The sequence below is a fragment of the Streptomyces sp. NPDC002138 genome (assembly GCF_040296485.1).
Classification (GTDB): Bacteria; Actinomycetota; Actinomycetes; order Streptomycetales; family Streptomycetaceae; genus Streptomyces.
In genome coordinates, this window is record NZ_JBEOXE010000023.1 from 78,874 (window position 1) to 94,626 (window position 15,753).

Genomic DNA, 15,753 nt, shown 5'->3' on the forward strand with positions numbered 1-15,753 from the left:
CGGTCCGGTCGCCCCGGAGCCGTCAACTCCGCAGCGCCCACAGCCCCGCCGGACCCGTCCGGCGGGGCTGTCGCCTATCCGGGTGGACCGGTCGACAGGGTCTTCCGCCCGACCGTCGTCGCAGGTCAGCGTGGTGTCACCGGCACTCGCAGCGGACCGCCGGCCCACCGGGCCACCCGTACGAGTGCGTTGTGACCACAAGGAGTTGACCCGTCATGCGTACGAGTTCCACCGCCCTCGCCGCCGTGTTCCTGGCCGCCACCACCCTGCTCCCCGGCGCGGCCTCCGCCGCCCACGCCGCGGGGCCGCCGCCGCTCGGGGCCTGCGCCACCGGACAGCTCTGCTTCTGGGCGAAGCCGGACTTCAAGGGCACGAAGCAGATCCACGAACTGACCGACCTGACGACCAACGACTGCGTCTCGCTGCCCCCGGGCAAGAGCGCCCAGGCCCTCGCCAACCGCACCGGACGACCGGTGACCACCTACCAGTCGGCCGAATGCGCCGAGACGGGCGAATTCCAGACCTACCCCGGTGACGGGACCTGGCTGCCCCAGTCCCCCTACCAGGTGAGGGCGTTCAAGGTGTGGGAGCGATAGCCGGAGCCGGAGCCGCGGCCGTCGCCCCGGCCTCCGGATGCGGAGCCGGTACGTCGGCCCCCGCGCCCGGGGCCGCCCGGCCCAGCCGGGCGACCTCGGCGCGCAGGGCCCGTACCTCCTCGGCCAGTTCGGTCAGCGCGGCGGCCTGCATCCGGTCCGCGTGGTCGTCGCGCTCGAACCGGGAGATGAACCAGGCCGCGATGTTCGCGGTCACCACACCCAGCAGCGCGATCCCGGACAGCATCAGTCCCACCGCGACCAGGCGCCCCAGGCCGGTGGTGGGGGAGTGGTCGCCGTACCCGACGGTGGTCATCGTGGTGAACGACCACCACACCGCGTCCCCGAGGTTCTTGATGTTCCCCTTCGGAGCGTCGCGCTCCACGCTCAGCACGGCCAGCGAACCGAACATCAGCAGCCCCACGACCGCCCCCGCGACGTACGTGGTCAGCCGGACCTGCGGAGCCATCCGGGCCCGCCGCCCCACCAGCAGCAGGGTGGACACCAGCCGCAGCAGCCGCAGCGGCTGGATCATCGGCAGCAGCACCGCCGCCAGGTCCAGCCAGTGCGTCCGCACGAACACCCGCCGGTCCGCCGCCAGCCCCAGCCGCACCGCGTAGTCCCCCGCGAACACGCTCCACACCACCCACTCCGTCAGCAGGCACGCCTCGTGCACCGAGCGGTCCGCGTCCGGGGCGATGATCGGGACGGCGTACGCGACGCCGAAGGCCACCGCGCACAGGAGCAGGGGGAGCTGGGTGTGCCGCTCCCAGCGGAGCTGCGCGGACTGATCTTTCATGCGGGGCATCGTAGGGAACGACGCGGGGGCGCCGGGAACCCAGGTTCCCGGCGCCCCCGCGGAAAACGGAGGCGTGACGCCTACGCGTCGCCGCCCGCGGCGCCCGGTGCGGCCGCCGTGACGTCCAGCAGCTGGTACCGGTCGATGGCCTGCTTGAGCACCGAACGGTCGATCTTCCCGGCCTTGGCCAGCTCGGTCAGCGTCGCCAGCACCACCGACTGGGCGTCGATGTGGAAGAAGCGCCGGGCCGCGCCGCGCGTGTCCGCGAAGCCGAAGCCGTCCGCGCCCAGCGAGGTGTAGGCGCCGGGCACCCAGCGCGCGATCTGGTCCGGAACCGCCCGCATCCAGTCCGAGACCGCCACGAACGGCCCCTCGGCGCCGGACAGCTTGCGCGTCACGTACGGGACGCGCTGGTCCTCCTCGGGGTGGAGCAGGTTGTGCGTCTCCACCTCGACGGCGTCGCGGCGCAGCTCGTTCCAGGAGGTCGCCGACCAGACGTCCGCCCGGACGTTCCACTCGGCGGCCAGGATCCGCTGCGCCTCCAGCGCCCACGGCACCGCCACGCCCGAGGCCATGAGCTGTGCCGGAATGGCGCCCTCAGTGCCCTGCGAGACCCGGTGGATGCCGCCCAGGATGCCTTCCACGTCGACGTCCGCCGGCTCGGCCGGGTGCTGGATCGGCTCGTTGTAGACGGTCAGGTAGTAGAAGACGTCCTCGGCCTCCGGGCCGTACATCCGGCGCAAGCCGTCCTTGACGATGTGCGCGATCTCGTACCCGTAGGCCGGGTCGTAGGCGACACAGCCCGGGTTGGTCGAGGCCAGCAACTGGGAGTGACCGTCGGCGTGCTGGAGGCCCTCACCCGTGAGGGTGGTCCGGCCCGCCGTCGCGCCGAGCACGAAACCGCGCGCGAGCTGGTCGGCCATCTGCCAGAACTGGTCACCGGTGCGCTGGAAACCGAACATCGAGTAGAAGACGTAGACCGGGATCAGCGGCTCGCCGTGCGTCGCGTACGCCGAACCCGCGGCGATCAGCGAGGCCGTGCAGCCCGCCTCCGAGATGCCGTCGTGCAGCATCTGACCGGTCGGGGACTCCTTGTACGCGAGCAGCAGGTCGCGGTCGACCGCCTCGTACTGCTGGCCCAGCGGGTTGTAGATCTTGGCGCTCGGGAAGAACGCGTCCATGCCGAAGGTGCGGTATTCGTCGGGCGCGATCAGCACGAAGCGCTTGCCGATCTCCTTGTCCCGCATCAGGTCCTTCAGGATGCGGACGAAGGCCATGGTGGTGGCGATCGACTGCTGTCCCGAGCCCTTCTTGGCGGCCGCGTACGTCGCGTCGCCCGGCAGCTGGAGCGGCTTGGAACGCACCACGCGGGTCGGCACGTAGCCGCCCAGCGCGCTGCGGCGGTCGTGCATGTACTGGATCTCGGGGGAATTGCGGCCCGGGTGGTAGTACGGCGGGGCGCCACCCTCCAGCTGCTGGTCCGTGATCGGGATGTGCAGCCGGTCGCGGAAGCGCTTGAGGTCGTCGACCGTCAGCTTCTTCATCTGGTGGGTCGCGTTGCGGCCCTCGAAGTTCGGGCCCAGGGTCCAGCCCTTGACCGTCTGCGCCAGGATCACCGTCGGCTGGCCCTTGTGGGCCTTGGCCGCCGCGTAGGCCGCGTAGACCTTCTTGTGGTCGTGACCGCCGCGGCCCAGGTGCTGGATCTGCTGGTCGGACATGTTCTCGACCATCGCGCGCAGCCGCTGGTCGCCGCCGAAGAAGTGGTCGCGGACGTACGCGCCGGACTCGGTGGCGTACGTCTGGAACTGCCCGTCCGGGGTCGAGTTCATCTTGTTGACCAGGATGCCGTCCCGGTCCTGGGCCAGCAGCGGGTCCCAGGAGCGGTCCCAGATCAGCTTGATGACGTTCCAGCCGGCGCCGCGGAACTGCGACTCCAGCTCCTGGATGATCTTGCCGTTGCCGCGCACCGGCCCGTCGAGGCGCTGCAGGTTGCAGTTGACGACGAAGGTCAGGTTGTCGAGGCCCTCGCGGGCGGCGATCGACAGCTGGCCGAGCGACTCCGGCTCGTCCATCTCGCCGTCGCCCAGATACGCCCATACGTGGGACTTGGAGGTGTCCGCGATCCCGCGCGCCTCCATGTACCGGTTCATCCGGGCCTGGTAGATCGCGCCGAGCGGACCGAGGCCCATCGAGACGGTCGGGAACTCCCAGAAGTCCGGCATCAGCCGCGGGTGCGGGTAGCTGGAGAGGCCGTACGGCGCCTTCGACTTCTCCTGGCGGAACGCGTCGAGCTGCTGCTCGGAGAGCCGGTCCAGGAGGTAGGCGCGGGCGTAGATGCCGGGGGAGGCGTGCCCCTGGAAGAAGATCTGGTCGCCGCCGTCACCCTCGTCCTTGCCCCGGAAGAAGTGGTTGAAGCCCACGTCGTAGAGGGAGGCGGAGGAGGCGAACGTCGCGATGTGGCCGCCGACCCCGATGCCCGGGCGCTGGGCGCGCGAGACCATGACGGCCGCGTTCCAGCGGGTGGCGTTCAGGACCTTGCGCTCGATCTCCTCGTTGCCGGGGAAGAAGGGCTCGTCCTTGGTCGCGATCGTGTTGACGTAGTCCGAGCTGCGCATCTCGGGCACGGCCACGCGCTTCTCGCGGGCCCGCTCGATCAGCCGCAGCATCAGGTAGCGGGCACGCTCTCGGCCCCGCTCGTCGACGGCTGAGTCGAGGGAGTCGAGCCACTCCTGAGTCTCCTCCGGATCGAAGTCCGGGACCTGACTCGGCAGGCCGCCAATGATGATCGGGTTGCGATCGGATGCGGAAGCCACGCTGTTCCTTCGCTGTCGGGGGAGTCGTGCCTTGGTTCGCCGGCTCCCATCGTCTACCGCTCGGCCGAAATCGTCATCTGTACCGCTGGGTAACCGCTGGAATATCAGGCCACACTCAAGGGTCGGCCAGCCGGTCCGGCCAAATCGCAACCTTACGCCCAAGACGATCAGCGGGTTCGGATGGCCGTTCGTCCTTCAAACAAGTGCCAAAGTCCTCATCGGGTGCCGAATGCGGCGCAATGGTGTGGGATGAATCACGAGGGGTTCGCGCGGGCAGGCTTAAAGTTGCGGCGAGACGGCCGCAATCGTCACCGTTTCGACGGTCTCGGCCTCCGGGTACTTGCGCGATCCGCCGCGTCCGTGTGGACTACGCCCAATGCTGCGCGTACGCGCGCCGCCGAAGACATTCACCGATACATGAGCAGGAGGCACCCCGTGAGCGCGACCGCGGACCACGCGGAGACCAGTCTGGTTTCCAGGCTGGGTTTCGAGTCCGAACAGGTGGTCCAGGAGATCGGCTACGACGATGACGTCGATCAGGAATTCCGTGAGGCCATCGAGGATCACATCGGAGGCGATCTCGTCGATGAGGAGTACGACGACGTCGCCGATGCGGTGCTGCTCTGGTTCCGGGACGAAGACGGCGATCTGACGGACACGCTGGTCGACTCCATCAACTTGGTGGAGGACGGCGCACTGATCCTGCTGCTGACCCCCAAGACCGGTCGTCCCGGTTACGTCGAGGCCAGCGACATCAGCGAGGCCGCCCAGACGGCGGGCCTGGCGCAGACGAAGAGCGTCAGCGTCGGCAAGGAGTGGGCCGCCAGCAAGCTGGTGACCCCCAAGGCCGCCAAGTCCAAGCGCTAGCCACGCGCCCAGAGCAAGCGCAGGAACCCCGTCGGCCTCCGGTCGGCGGGGTTTCTGCTGTTCGTGCCCCCGGGCGCATACGGTCCTGCCGGGGCCTCGCCTAGGCTGGGCCTCACCCGAACGGCTCAACGAAGGGATACGAGAGATGGCGATCGAGGTCGGCACCAAGGCCCCGGACTTCGCACTGAAGGACAATCACGGCGCCACCGTGCGGCTCGCCGATTTCCGCGGCGAGAAGGCCGTGGTCCTGCTCTTCTACCCCTTCGCCTTCACCGGCGTCTGCACGGGCGAGCTGTGCGAGCTGCGCGACCAGCTGCCGCGCTTCCAGAACGACGACGTACAGCTGCTGGCGGTCTCCAACGACTCCGTGCCCACCCTGCGCGTCTTCGGCGAGCAGGAGGGCCTCGACTACCCGCTGCTGTCGGACTTCTGGCCGCACGGCGAGACCTCCCGCGCCTACGGCGTCTTCGACGAGGACAAGGGCTGCGCGGTCCGCGGCACCTTCATCATCGACAAGGACGGCATCGTGCGCTGGACCGTCGTCAACGGGCTGCCCGACGCGCGTGACCTGAACGAGTACATCAAGGCGCTCGACAGCATCTGAGCCGCTATCGCACGTTTCCGCACGAAAACCCCGTACGGGCGGGAACCCGTCACTAGGATCGAAACGTTGATCCGGTAGTAATCGCACGACGGGGCACCGCCCCACGAAACCAATGGAGGACCCGTGGGAGTCAGCCTCAGCAAGGGCGGCAACGTCTCGCTGACCAAGGCCGCGCCGAACCTGACGGCGGTCATCGTCGGTCTGGGCTGGGACGCTCGCACCACCACCGGCGTCGACTTCGACCTCGACGCCAGCGCGATCCTGACCAACGACCAGGGCAAGGTCGCCAGCGACGCCAACTTCGTCTTCTTCAACAACCTGAAGAGCCCCGACGGCTCGGTCGAGCACACCGGTGACAACACCACCGGTGAGGGCGAGGGCGACGACGAGGCCATCAAGGTCAACCTCGCGGGCGTCCCCGCCGACGTCAGCAAGATCGTCTTCCCCGTCTCGATCTACGAGGCCGAGACCCGCCAGCAGAGCTTCGGCCAGGTCCGCAACGCCTACATCCGCGTCGTGAACCAGGCCGACAACACCGAGCTGGCGCGCTACGACCTCTCCGAGGACGCCTCGACCGAGACCGCCATGGTCTTCGGCGAGCTGTACCGCAACGGCGCGGAGTGGAAGTTCCGCGCCATCGGCCAGGGCTACGCCTCGGGCCTGCGCGGCATCGCGCAGGACTTCGGCGTCAACGTCTGAGTCCGAGCGCCTGACCCGAGCGCCTGACCCGAGCCCGGGCTCCGGCTCGGGCGGAGCGAGCAGTTCACCGTCCGGCGCCGTGCACAGTCGTGTACGGCGCCGGACGGTTCTTCATCGGCGTACCGTCGCCGGCACATCTCCGGGGAGGACCACAACATGGGCGTCACACTCGCCAAGGGGGGCAATGTCTCCCTCTCCAAGGCCGCACCGAACCTGACCCGGCTGCTGATCGGCCTCGGCTGGGACGCGCGCTCGACCACGGGCGCGGACTTCGACCTCGACGCCAGCGCGCTGCTGTGCTCGGGCGGCCGGGTGCTCGGTGACGAGTACTTCGTCTTCTACAACAATCTGAAGAGCCCCGAGGGGTCCGTCGAACACACGGGGGACAACCTCACCGGTGAGGGTGAAGGCGACGACGAGTCGGTCCTGATCGACCTCACCAAGGTCCCGGCCGGCTGCGACAAGATCGTCTTCCCGGTCTCCATTCACGACGCCGATGCCCGGGGCCAGTCCTTCGGCCAGGTCACCAATGCCTTCATTCGCGTCGTGAACCAGGCGGACGGCCAGGAGTTGGCGCGTTACGACCTCTCCGAGGACGCCTCCAGCGAGACCGCGATGATCTTCGGCGAGGTCTACCGGTACGGCACCGAATGGAAGTTCCGGGCCGTGGGGCAGGGGTACGCGTCGGGGCTGCGGGGCATCGCTCTAGACTTCGGGGTCAACGTTTCGTAAAGCCGTACAAGACGATGGGGTGCCCGTGGTTCTGAAAACCTTCGGCTGGTCGTTCGCGATTACCGCGCTCGGCCTGGCCGCGGCGGTTCTCTACGGGGGGTGGACCGCGTTCGGGATCGTCGCGATCCTGTCCATCCTGGAGATCTCGCTGTCCTTCGACAACGCGGTGGTCAACGCCGGGATCCTGAAGAAGATGAATGCCTTCTGGCAGAAGATCTTCCTCACCGTCGGCGTCCTCATCGCCGTGTTCGGCATGCGCCTGGTCTTCCCCGTCGTGATCGTCGCGATCACCGCGAGCATCGGCCCCTTCGAGGCCGTCGATCTCGCGATGACCGACAAGGACCGCTACCAGCAGCTCGTGACGGACGCCCACCCGTCCATCGCGGCCTTCGGCGGCATGTTCCTGCTGATGATCTTCCTCGACTTCATCTTCGAGGACCGGGACATCAAGTGGCTCGCCTGGCTCGAGCGTCCCCTCGCCAAGCTCGGCAAGATCGACATGCTGTCCGCCTGCATCGCGCTGATCGCCCTGCTGATCACGTCGTTCACCTTCGCCGCCCACGCCCACCAGCACGGCGGCATGGAGGCGGACAAGGCGCAGACCGTCCTGGTCTCCGGCATCGCCGGTCTGATCACCTACATGATCGTCGGTGGTCTCTCCGGCTACTTCGAGAACAGGCTCGAAGAGGAGGAAGAGGCCGAGCACGAGGCCGAGGAAGCCGCCAAGAAGAGCGGCAGCCCCGTCTCCGCCGTCTTCATGGCCGGCAAGGCCGCGTTCTTCATGTTCCTCTACCTCGAGGTCCTGGACGCGTCGTTCTCCTTCGACGGCGTCATCGGCGCCTTCGCGATCACCAACGACATCGTGCTGATGGCCCTCGGCCTGGGCATCGGTGCCATGTACGTCCGGTCGCTGACGGTCTACCTGGTCCGCCAGGGCACCCTCGACGACTACGTCTACCTGGAGCACGGCGCGCACTACGCCATCGGCGCGCTCGCCGTCATCCTGCTCGTCACCATCCAGTACCAGATCCACGAGGTCATCACCGGCCTCGTCGGCGTGCTGCTGATCGCCTGGTCCTTCTGGTCCTCGGTCCGCCGCAACAAGCGCCTGGCACTGCAGGAGTCCGCCGCACAGGCATGATCGCGGCGGTAATGCGGAACGCTCAACTGCGGGGCGGCGTGGGGTACTCCCACGCCGCCCCGTCCCGTACCGGGCCAACCAGGGGGATGGACATGGGCTTCACCGACTTCTTCGACGGCCTCAGGGGCGCCCGCGCTTCGCAGTTCCAGTCGGGCAGCGCGTCGTCGAACGCGATAGAACTGACGAAACGCCACTCCACGGTGTCGCTCACCAAACAGGGGGCGGTGCACGGGAACCTGCGCGTCAACCTGTCCTGGCGGATGCGCACCTCGGACTTCGGCGGCCGCACCGGCACGGGCGGCCAGCGCCTGCGCCACCCGTTCAAACTGTTCAAACCGGACATGGTGCAGGCGCACACGCAGGGCGTGGTCAACGTCGACCTCGACCTCGGCTGCCTGTACGAGCTGACCGACGGCACGCGGGGAGTCGTACAGCCCCTCGGCAAGCTGCTCGGCGACATCAACGACCCGCCGTACGTCAAGCTCAGCGGTGACGACCGCTTCGGCTCGGCCTCGGGGGAGACCCTCTACGTCAACCTCGACCACGCGGACGACATCAAGCGGCTGCTGGTCTTCGTCTACATCTACGACCAGACCCCGGCCTTCGACCGGACGCACGCCATGGTGACCCTCTACCCGGTCACCGGCCCGCGGATCGAGATCCCGCTGGACGAGCGGCAGCCGCAGGCGCGGTCCTGCGCGGTCGTCTCGCTGGAGAAGGTCAAGGGCGAGCTCGTGGTGCGGCGCGAGGTCAAATTCGTCTACGGGTTCCAGGCCGAGCTGGACCGGCTGTACGGCTGGGGGCTCCAGTGGGGGCGGGGTTACAAGACGACCCAGGCGTGACGCCCCCGGGAGCCCTCAGCGGCGCAGGAACTGCGGGCCCTGCACCGGCAGCCGGAAGGAGGGGTCCCCGCCCGGCGCGGGCGACACGTGCTGCGGGTATCCGTAGGCGGGCTGCGCGGCCGGCGGGGCCTGCGTGGGCGCCACCGCGGGCACCGGCACCGGGGCCGGGGCCGGGGCCGGGGCCGGCTCCGGGGTCGGCGGCCGCATCGCGGCCGTCCGGTCGGCGTGCCCCGTCGCCGCGGGCTCCGGCTCGCCCGCGCCATCGTCCACCGAGATGCCGTGGTCCGTGGCCAGCCCGACGAGCCCGTTGGAGTACCCCTCGCCCAGCGCGCGGAACTTCCACCCTTCGCCGCGGCGGTAGGCCTCCCCGCACATCAGGGCCGTCTCCGCGCCCGTCTCCGGCCGTACGTCGAAGTAGGCGAGGGGCTCGGAGCCCCCGCTCACCGTGGCGTCGTAGAGCAGGATCCGCAGGTCCCCGACCCGCTCGAAGGGCACGTCCTCGGCCGAGACGACCACCAGGATCCGGTCGACCCAGCCGGGCACCGAGACCAGGTCCATCTGGACCGCGTCGGTGATCGCCTCGCCGACCCGCTTCTTGCCCAGGCGCCAGACCGCCCCCGAGGGGTGGCGGGGCTGGTTGTAGAAGACGAAGTCCTCATCGGAACGCACCCGCCCGTCCGCTCCCACGAGCAGCGCCGAAGCGTCCACGTCCGGCACCCCGGGGCCACCGGTCCAGCGCAGCACCGCCCGGACCGCGGCGGCGGTCACCGGGATGTTGGAGCCCTTCTGCATCGCGTGCGTCATGCCGGTCATCCTGCCCTCCCGGGGCGGGCCGGGACAATGCGGGCCCCCCGGAGTGTCGGCCGCGGGGCTTGTCGGCCGTCCGGGACCTGTGCATGGTGCAAGAGGGTTACCCGAACTTCATGTGCTTGAGGAACTCTAGGAACTCATTCGTACGTACTATTACCGGCCATGCCAGTAGGGCCGCCGAGGCAGTACGGGGGAAGCACATGCGTCATTTCGGGCACATATCGCCCACCGTCCGTAAGGACCTCTTCCACCAGGAGCCCGCGGAGTTCACCGCCGATTCACCGGCCCGTACGCTCGCCGCGGCGCTCGGCGCCACCCTCTACAGCCCCGCCACCCGGCCCCGGCTCGCGGCCGACGTGGCCAAGCAGGCCGGCCGCGGAGTCGTCTCCATGGTCCTCTGCCTGGAGGATTCCATCAGCGACGCCGATGTCGCGGGGGCCGAGGAGAACCTCGTCCGGCAGTTCGCCGAGATCGACGCGAGCGCGGCGGAGGCCCCGCTGCTCTTCATCCGGGTCCGCGAACCCGAGCAGATACCCGACCTCGTGCGCCGCCTCGGCGGCTCGACACGCCGGTTGGCCGGATTCGTACTGCCTAAATTCACGGAGAGTCGCGGAACGGCCTTCCTGGACGCCGTCGGTCAGGCCGCGGAGCACGGCGGGCGCCATTTCTACGCCATGCCCGTCCTGGAGACCCCGGAGCTGCTCCACCTCGAAACCCGGGTGGAGGCCCTCGCCGGCATCTCGCGCACGGTCAACGCCTACCGCGACCAGGTCCTGGCGCTGCGCCTGGGCGTGACCGACTTCTGCTCGGCCTACGGACTGCGCCGCACGCCCGACATGACGGCGTACGACGTCCAGATCGTCGCGGGCGTGATCGCGGACGTCGTCAACGTCCTCAGCCGGGCCGACGGCACCGGATTCACCGTGACCGGCCCGGTCTGGGAGTACTTCCGCAGCCAGCAGCGCCTCTTCAAGCCCCAGCTGCGCCGCAGCCCCTTCCTGGAAGAGGGGGTCGAGGAGCTGCGCACCGCGCTGATCGAGCACGACCTGGACGGCCTGCTGCGCGAGATCGAACTCGACCGGGCCAACGGCCTGCTCGGCAAGACCTGCATCCACCCCGCGCACGTCACCCCCGTGCACGCCCTGTCGGTGGTCTCCCACGAGGAGTTCAGCGACGCCCAGGACATCCTGCGCCCGGAACGCGGCGGTGGCGGAGTCATGCGGTCGGCTTATACGAACAAGATGAACGAGGTGAAGCCCCACCGGGCCTGGGCCGAGCGCACGATGCTGCGCGCGGAGGTCTTCGGTGTGGCCAAGGAGGAGGTCGGCTTCGTCGACCTCCTCACGGCCGGACTCCAGGTCTGAACCGGGGTCCGGGCCGGGTGTCGGCGACGAGGAAGGGCAAGAAGATCGAAGCGGTGTGGTCGGGAGCAGCGGTGGAGCCGGGAACTGCGGTGTGGTCGGGAACGTGGGTCGCGGACCGGCTGGGCGTCGCCCTGGAGGAGGGGCTCGCCCCGGCCGGGGCGTCCGGGCCGGACGCCGCCCCGGACGCCGCCCATGACGCCGACCCGCACGCCGGGCCGGATGCCGGGCCCGGGGCGCCGCGGCTGGCCGACCTGCTCGGGCTGGCGCTGCGCCGCAACCCCAAGCGGGCGCACCTGCTGGTGTCCCAGGTGCTCGGCAAGCACGTCCCGCAGTCCCCGGCGGTGGTCCACGGCGCGGGCTTCGGGCTGGGCGTGCGCGTGCGCGAGCTGCTGGGGGACGCGGCCGCCTCCGCCGTGGTGCTCGGGTACGCCGAGACCGCGACCGGGCTCGGCCACAGCGTCGCCGACGGCCTCGGGGCGGCCCCGTACCTGCACTCCACCCGCCGCCCGGTGCCCGGCGTCGCGCCCGCCGGGGGCTTCGAGGAGGCTCACTCGCACGCGACCTCGCACCTGCTGCTGCCGGAGGACCCCGCGCTGCTGGCGGGGACCGGTCCGCTGGTCCTGGTCGACGACGAGTTCTCCACCGGCAACACCGTCCTGAACACCATCCGTGACCTGCACGAACGCCATCCGCGCGAGCACTACGTCGTGGTCGCCCTGGTGGACATGCGCTCCGCGGCCGACCGGGCCCGGCTCACCGCCTTCGCGGACGGCCTCGGCGCCCGCGTGGACCTGATCGCCCTGGCGAGCGGCACCGTGCGGCTGCCGGAAGGGGTCCTGGAGCGGGGCACGCGGCTGGTCGAGGAGTACGAGGCGCCCCGCGCGGCGACCGCGCCCCCCGCGCCCCCCGGGCCTCACGCGCCCCCCGCGCCCGCCCCCCGGATCCGCCTCGACTGGCCCGCCGGGGTCCCGGACGGCGGACGGCACGGTTTCACGCCCGCCCACCGCGCCCGGCTGGAGGAAGCCCTGCCCGCGCTCGGGGCGCAGCTCGCCCGCGCCCTCGGGGACCGGCCCGGGCGGGTCCTCGTACTCGGCAACGAAGAGCTGATGTACGCCCCGCTGCGGCTCGCCCTGGCGCTGGAGGACAGCGGCGCCGCCGCCGAGGTGCGCTTCTCCACCACCACCCGCTCGCCCGTGCTGGCCGTGGACGACCCCGGCTACGCGATCCGCACCCGACTGGTCTTCCCCGCCCACGACGACCCGGCCGACGGCCCCGGCGAGCGCTACGCCTACAACGTCGCCGCCCCCCGCGACGGCGCGGGCTTCGACACCGTGGTCGTGGTCGTGGACTCCGCCGGTGACACCCCCGCCCTGCACGCCCCCGACGGCCTGCTCGCCCGCCTCGCCCCGCACACCGGCCGGGTCGCGCTGGCCGTCGTACCGTCGTACGTACCCGGCCCGGCCCGCGTACCCGGCCCGCCCCCCGCATCCCACGACCGGCGGGAGCCGATCATGCCCGAGCCCCTGCGCGGACCCGCGTTCTCCTCCTACCCGGCCGAGGACGTCGGCTGGCTGCTCCAGGACCTCTCGGGTGTGGAGCTGGAGGCGCCCACCGAGGAGCGCGAGGAGGCCATCCAGGCGGGCGGCGCGCACTACGCCGAGTCCCTGCCCGTCGAATACCAGCCCAGCGCCCACTACCAGGAGCTGTACCGCAGCGCACTGACCGCCTCCGCCGCCCGGATCGCGCGCGCCGTCGGCACGGTCACCGAAACCGTCCTCGCCGAGCGGTCCCCGCGCCCCGTGCTCGTCTCGCTGGCCCGCGCGGGCACCCCCGTCGGGGTGCTCATGCGCCGCTGGGCGCAGCTGCGCCACGGCCTGGACCTGCCGCATTACGCCGTCTCCATCGTGCGCGGCCGGGGCATCGACGCCAACGCGCTGCGCTGGCTGGCCGCCCACCACGACCCCGCCGACGTGGTGTTCGTGGACGGCTGGACCGGCAAGGGCGCCATCACCCGCGAACTCAAGGCGGCCCTCGAAGCGCACCGCGCCGAAGCGGGGGGCCCGGCCTTCGACCCGGAGATCGTGGTCCTCGCCGACCCCGGCGGCTGCGTGTCGACGTACGGCACCCGCGAGGACTTCCTGATCCCCTCCGCCTGCCTCAACTCGACCGTCTCCGGGCTCATATCGCGCACCGTGCTGCGCTCCGACCTGGTCGGACCGGACGATTTCCACGGCGCCAAGTTCTACCGCGAGCTGGCCGGCGCCGACGTCTCCGTCGACTTCGTCGACACCGTCGCCGCCCGCTTCGACGAGGTCGCCGAGGCGGTCGACGCCGAGGTCAAGGAGCTGCTCGCGGCCGACCGCTCGCCGACCTGGGAGGGCTGGGCGGCGGTGGAGCGGATCAGCGAGGAGTACGGCATCCACGACGTGAACCTCGTCAAGCCGGGCGTCGGCGAGACCACCCGGGTGCTGCTGCGCCGCGTGCCGTGGAAGATTCTGGCCCGGCGCGGCGCCGGGGCCGACCTGGACCACGTACGCCTGCTGGCCGAGCAGCGCGGGGTGCCGGTCGAGGAGGCCGACGGGCTGCCCTACACGTGTGTAGGACTCATCCATCCCCGCTTCACACGCGGCGCCACGGGCGCCGACGGAAAGGCTGTGGCCTCCAAGTGACCGTTCTGGTAGCCAGTGATCTCGACCGTACGCTCATCTACTCGGCGGCGGCCCTCGGGCTGACCATGCCGGACCCGGTGGCCCCCCGGCTGCTGTGCGTCGAGGTGCACGAGAGCCGCCCGCTCTCCTTCATGACGGAGACGGCGGCCGCGCTGCTCGCCGAACTCGCCTCCGACTCCCGCGTGGTGTTCGTCCCGACCACCACGCGCACGCGCAAGCAGTACCAGCGGATCCGCTTCCCCGGACGCCCCGCCGCCTACGCGATCTGCGCCAACGGCGGGCAGTTGCTCGTCGACGGCGCGCCCGACCGGGACTGGCGGCGCCAGGTGGCCAAGCGGCTCGCGCAGGAGTGCGCGCCGCTCGAGGAGGTGCACGGACACCTCTTGGACACCGCCGATCCGGTGTGGCTGCGCAAGGCGCGGGTCGCCGAGGACCTCTTCGCCTACCTGGTGGTGGAGCGGGACCTGGTGCCCGACGAATGGCTCAAGGCGTTGGCCGAGTGGGCGCAGGCGCGCGGCTGGACCGTCTCGCTGCAGGGCCGCAAGATCTACGCGGTGCCGCGCCCGCTGACCAAGAGCGCGGCCATGCGGGAAGTGGCCCGGCGCACCGGCGCCGCGCACACGCTGGCCGCCGGTGACTCCCTCCTGGACGCCGACCTGCTGGAGGCGGCGGACGAGGGGTGGCGCCCGGGACACGGCGAACTGGCCGATGCCGCGTGGCACGCGCCGAACGTCCGCGCGCTGACGACGAAGGGAGTCGTGGCGGGAGAGGAAATCGTCCGCCAATTCGGCCGCGCGGTCGGCAGACTGAGCGCATGAGCAAAGGCAACAGCACCAAGATCACGGCCGAGTTGTACGCGTACATGCTCGCCCACAACCCGCCGCTGGACGAGATCCAGCGAGGGCTGGTCACGACCACCGCCGAGAAGTTCCCGGACGACGCCGGAATGCAGTCGGCCGAGGAACAGGGGCCGCTGCTGGCCTTCCTCGTCCGGCTGACCGGCGCCCGCCACATCGTGGAGGTCGGCACCTTCACCGGCTTCTCGTCGCTGTCGATGGCCCAGGCCCTGCCCGCGGACGGGCGGCTGATCGCCTGTGACGTCTCCGAGGAGTGGACGGCGTACGGGCGCGAGGCCTGGGCCGCCGCCGGGGTCGCGGACCGCGTCGAGCTCCGGATCGGGCCCGCCCTCGACACGCTGCGGGCGATGCCGTTCGGCGAACACATCGACATGGCCTACATCGACGCCGACAAGCAGAGCCAGATCGCCTACTGGGAGGAGCTGGTCCCGCGGCTGCGCCCGGGCGGCCTGATCGTCACGGACAACACCCTCTTCCACGGCACGGTGCTGGACGAGTCGGCGACCGGCTCGGCGGCCGGGGTCCGCGCCTTCAACGACCACGTGACGCAGGACAAGCGGATGGAGTCCGTGATGCTGGCGATCTCGGACGGCCTGACGCTGTCGCGCAAGCGGGGTTGACCGGGGAGGGGTGGGGTGGGCCGGGCCGGGCTCGGCTTGACCTGGCTCGGCTTGACCTGGCTCGGCCCGGCTCGGCTCGGCCTGGCCCGGCTAGGCCTGACTCGGCCCGGGTCAGCCGCAGCCTCCGCCGCCGCAGCACCCGCCACCGCCTCCGCCGCCGCCCGAGCGGGCGGGCGCGGGGGCGGAGCTGGTGCCGCCGACGGCGACGGCGGACAGCAGCTTGACGGTGTCGCCGTGCCCGGCGGGGCAGCTCGCGGGCGCGGAAGACTCGGCCATGGGCCGGCTGACCTCGAAGACGTCCTCGCAGGTCCGGCAGCGGTATTCGTAACGGGGCATGCGCACA

15 protein-coding genes are annotated in these 15,753 nt (G+C 70.7%); 11 read left to right on the forward strand and 4 right to left on the reverse strand.

What is annotated here, in order from left to right; all coding sequences use genetic code 11:
- Positions 1-215: 215 nt before the first annotated feature.
- Positions 216-596: a peptidase inhibitor family I36 protein gene (locus ABT084_RS17370; protein ID WP_351044141.1), complete on the forward strand. Its 381-nt coding sequence runs from the start codon at positions 216-218 to the stop codon at positions 594-596.
- On the opposite strand, the gene ABT084_RS17375 is transcribed toward ABT084_RS17370, so the two are convergent.
- Positions 577-1,392, reverse strand: a complete 816-nt coding sequence (locus tag ABT084_RS17375; RefSeq protein ID WP_351044144.1) for a potassium channel family protein — start codon at positions 1,390-1,392, stop codon at positions 577-579. The two genes, ABT084_RS17370 and ABT084_RS17375, sit on opposite strands and share 20 nt — an antisense overlap.
- Positions 1,393-1,472: 80 nt before the next feature.
- Positions 1,473-4,205, reverse strand: a complete 2,733-nt coding sequence (gene aceE, locus ABT084_RS17380; protein ID WP_351044146.1) for a pyruvate dehydrogenase (acetyl-transferring), homodimeric type — start codon at positions 4,203-4,205, stop codon at positions 1,473-1,475.
- 435 nt (positions 4,206-4,640) lie between these two features.
- On the opposite strand from aceE, the gene ABT084_RS17385 reads away from it, so the two are divergent.
- The 6 genes from ABT084_RS17385 to ABT084_RS17410 all read left to right on the forward strand — a co-directional run bounded on the left by ABT084_RS17385 (position 4,641) and on the right by ABT084_RS17410 (position 9,090).
- Complete coding sequence (locus tag ABT084_RS17385; RefSeq protein WP_351044148.1) at positions 4,641-5,072, forward strand: DUF3052 domain-containing protein; 432 nt, start codon at positions 4,641-4,643, stop codon at positions 5,070-5,072.
- 145 nt (positions 5,073-5,217) lie between these two features.
- A complete protein-coding gene (locus ABT084_RS17390; RefSeq protein WP_351044150.1) occupies positions 5,218-5,676 on the forward strand; it encodes a peroxiredoxin in 459 nt (152 codons plus the stop codon).
- A 123-nt stretch (positions 5,677-5,799) separates the two neighbouring features.
- Complete coding sequence (locus ABT084_RS17395) at positions 5,800-6,375, forward strand: TerD family protein (RefSeq protein ID WP_351044153.1); 576 nt, start codon at positions 5,800-5,802, stop codon at positions 6,373-6,375.
- A 156-nt stretch (positions 6,376-6,531) separates the two neighbouring features.
- Positions 6,532-7,107 carry a TerD family protein gene (locus ABT084_RS17400; RefSeq protein WP_351044155.1) on the forward strand — a complete coding sequence of 192 codons (576 nt, stop codon included), beginning with the start codon at positions 6,532-6,534 and terminating at the stop codon, positions 7,105-7,107.
- Between the two features lie 25 nt (positions 7,108-7,132).
- A complete protein-coding gene (locus ABT084_RS17405; RefSeq protein ID WP_351044158.1) occupies positions 7,133-8,248 on the forward strand; it encodes a DUF475 domain-containing protein in 1,116 nt (371 codons plus the stop codon).
- Positions 8,249-8,340: 92 nt separating this feature from the next.
- Positions 8,341-9,090, forward strand: a complete 750-nt coding sequence (locus ABT084_RS17410; protein WP_351044159.1) for a TerD family protein — start codon at positions 8,341-8,343, stop codon at positions 9,088-9,090.
- A gap of 15 nt (positions 9,091-9,105) precedes the next feature.
- Here ABT084_RS17410 and ABT084_RS17415 read toward each other — a convergent pair whose 3' ends face one another.
- Positions 9,106-9,894 (reverse strand): TerD family protein, encoded by a 789-nt coding sequence (locus tag ABT084_RS17415; protein WP_351044241.1) that lies wholly within the window; start codon positions 9,892-9,894, stop codon positions 9,106-9,108.
- Between the two features lie 206 nt (positions 9,895-10,100).
- Here ABT084_RS17415 and ABT084_RS17420 point away from each other — a divergent pair, with 206 nt between their 5' ends.
- From ABT084_RS17420 to ABT084_RS17435, 4 genes are all read left to right on the forward strand, one after another.
- Entirely contained in the window at positions 10,101-11,264 is a 1,164-nt protein-coding gene (locus ABT084_RS17420) for an HpcH/HpaI aldolase/citrate lyase family protein (RefSeq protein WP_351044161.1), read from the forward strand.
- Positions 11,265-11,335: 71 nt separating this feature from the next.
- Positions 11,336-13,933, forward strand: a complete 2,598-nt coding sequence (locus ABT084_RS17425) for a phosphoribosyltransferase (protein WP_502968961.1) — start codon at positions 11,336-11,338, stop codon at positions 13,931-13,933.
- Positions 13,930-14,751, forward strand: a complete 822-nt coding sequence (locus ABT084_RS17430) for an HAD family hydrolase (RefSeq protein WP_351044164.1) — start codon at positions 13,930-13,932, stop codon at positions 14,749-14,751. Before ABT084_RS17425 ends, ABT084_RS17430 begins: the two co-directional genes overlap by 4 nt.
- Positions 14,748-15,410, forward strand: a complete 663-nt coding sequence (locus ABT084_RS17435; protein ID WP_351044167.1) for an O-methyltransferase — start codon at positions 14,748-14,750, stop codon at positions 15,408-15,410. The genes ABT084_RS17430 and ABT084_RS17435 overlap by 4 nt, the downstream gene beginning before the upstream one ends.
- Positions 15,411-15,521: 111 nt before the next feature.
- On the opposite strand, the gene ABT084_RS17440 is transcribed toward ABT084_RS17435, so the two are convergent.
- Positions 15,522-15,746, reverse strand: coding sequence for an FmdB family zinc ribbon protein (locus tag ABT084_RS17440; protein ID WP_351044169.1), 225 nt, complete (start codon positions 15,744-15,746; stop codon positions 15,522-15,524).
- Positions 15,747-15,753: the final 7 nt, after the last annotated feature.